This is a genomic window from Mycobacterium sp. (assembly GCF_049608025.1).
Lineage (GTDB): Bacteria > Actinomycetota > Actinomycetes > Mycobacteriales > Mycobacteriaceae > Mycobacterium.
Genome location: NZ_JBMYXC010000111.1, coordinates 1 through 2,235, shown reverse-complemented (window position 1 = coordinate 2,235; position 2,235 = coordinate 1). Strand labels below are relative to the sequence as shown.

The following is a 2,235-nucleotide window of genomic DNA, read 5'->3' as shown; positions in this document are numbered from 1 at the left end:
GAAACCTACAGAAACTGGCTCAAAGCCGCTTGACACGAATAGGAGCATCAAGTCCCGGATGCCTGCCCGCCGATGGGCAAGCCCACCTCGATCCCGAGCGTCATGCCGGCCGCACCATCGCCGTTGCCCGCGCCGCCGAGAACCACGCTGGCGGCGGAGGTCACCTAGAGAGCGGAGGTCACCCAGATTGCGGAGGTCACCTAGAGAGCGGAGGTCACCCAGATGACGATGGACCGCAGACCAGGTCTCGGGACCCGTAATGCCCCTGGTGCCGAAATGCCCCGGGTACCCAAAATACTCCTGGTGGCAGCATGGTTTGGATAGTCTGGCCACATGCCGCTCACCGGAGACTACGAACCCAGCACGTTGGATTGGGCACGAGAAAACGCCGAAGAATACATGGAATCCGGTGGCACCCGGGGAACCGAAATGAAGGGCCGGCCGGTCGTCCTCCTGACCACGATTGGGGCGAAGACCGGAAAGATCCGCAAGACCCCGTTGATGCGGGTCGAGCACGACGGCGAGTACGCCGTCGTCGCCTCGCTGGGCGGTGCGCCGAAACACCCCGTCTGGTACTACAACATCAAGGCCCATCCCCGGGTGGAACTGCAGGACGGTACCGACACCGCCGACTACGACGCCCGCGAGGTTTTCGGCGACGAGAAGGCGGCGTGGTGGGAGCGTGCAGTGGCGACCTGGGCCGACTATGCGGACTATCAGGCGAAGACCGATCGTCAGATTCCGGTGTTCGTGCTGTCGCCCGTCCGCTGAATCCGTTTTTGCTGCGGTGGCATGCAATGGCACCATTGTGCGGTGTCCGCTGAGCTGAGCCATAGTCCCCGAGTCGATTCCGCGGCACCATTGCGTGCCGCGGACGTCGATGAGGCCGCTCGGCGCATTTCCGGAGTGGTATCGAAGACACTGTTGCAGCTGAGCGATCGGTTGTCGGCGATCACCGGCGCGCACGTCTACCTCAAGCGCGAAGATCTGCAGGCGGTGCGCTCGTACAAACTGCGGGGCGCCTACAACCTGTTGATGCAGCTGGGGCCCGAGGAGAAGGCGGCCGGGGTGGTGTGTTCGTCGGCCGGAAACCATGCCCAGGGGTTCGCGCTGGCGTGCCGGTCGATGGGGGTACACGGACGGGTGTACGTCCCGGCCAAGACGCCGAAGCAGAAACGCGACCGGATTCGCTACCACGGCGGCGACTTCATCGAGCTGATCGTCGGCGGCAAGACCTACGATAGGGCGGCCGAGGCGGCCCTCGAAGACGTCGCGCGCACCGGCGCCACGTTGGTGCCGCCCTACGACGACGTCCGAACGATGGCAGGGCAGGGCACGATCGCGGTGGAGATCCTCGACCAGCTCGGCGCCGAACCGGATCTGGTGATCGTCCCGGTCGGCGGCGGCGGGTGCATCAGCGGGATGACCACTTACCTGGCCGAGCGGACCACCGCGACCTCGGTGCTCGGCGTGGAGCCTGCCGGGGCGGCAGCGTTGGTGGCTGCGCTGGCCAGCGGTGCACCCGTGACGCTTGAGAACGTCGACCAGTTTGTCGACGGCGCCGCGGTCGCGCGGGTGGGGAAACTGCCGTTCGCGGCCCTGTCAGCCGCCGGGGACATGGTATCGATCACCACGGTCGACGAGGGCGCGGTGTGCACCGCCATGCTCGACCTCTATCAGAACGAGGGCATCATCGCCGAGCCGGCGGGCGCGTTGTCGGTGGCCGCGCTGCTGGATGCCGATATCGAGCCTGGATCCACGGTGGTCTGCCTGATCTCGGGGGGCAACAACGATGTGTCCCGCTACGGCGAAGTCCTGGAGCGTTCGCTGGTGCACCTGGGGCTCAAGCACTACTTCCTGGTTGACTTCCCTCAGGAGCCGGGCGCGCTGCGCCGCTTCCTGGATGAAGTGCTGGGCCCGAACGACGACATCACCCTGTTCGAATACGTCAAGCGGAACAATCGCGAAACGGGCGAGGCGCTGGTCGGCATCGAGATGGGGTCGGCCTCGGATCTTGAAGGGTTGATGGCGCGGATGCAGAGTTCGGAATGCCACGTCGAGTTGGTCGAGCCTGGCTCACCGACGTACCGCTATCTGACCTGACCGCCTCGGGTCGCGTGTTGAAGTCCGCCACGAACTCCGATTTTGCCGCTGGGGTATTTCTCGGTGACTATGGAGGTATGACAGCTATTCCCTCCGCGGGTTCGATTCAGATTGACACTGTGGTCGGTGACA

The 2,235-nt window shown here is 64.9% G+C and carries 2 protein-coding genes; both read left to right on the top strand.

Going from position 1 to position 2,235, the window contains the following annotated elements; genetic code table 11:
* Positions 1-333: 333 nt before the first annotated feature.
* Positions 334-771 carry a nitroreductase family deazaflavin-dependent oxidoreductase gene (locus ACPGXI_RS17935; protein ID WP_526655374.1) on the top strand — a complete coding sequence of 146 codons (438 nt, stop codon included), beginning with the start codon at positions 334-336 and terminating at the stop codon, positions 769-771.
* A gap of 42 nt (positions 772-813) precedes the next feature.
* Positions 814-2,103 carry a threonine ammonia-lyase IlvA gene (gene ilvA / locus ACPGXI_RS17930; protein WP_526655372.1) on the top strand — a complete coding sequence of 430 codons (1,290 nt, stop codon included), beginning with the start codon at positions 814-816 and terminating at the stop codon, positions 2,101-2,103.
* Positions 2,104-2,235 lie beyond the last annotated feature (132 nt).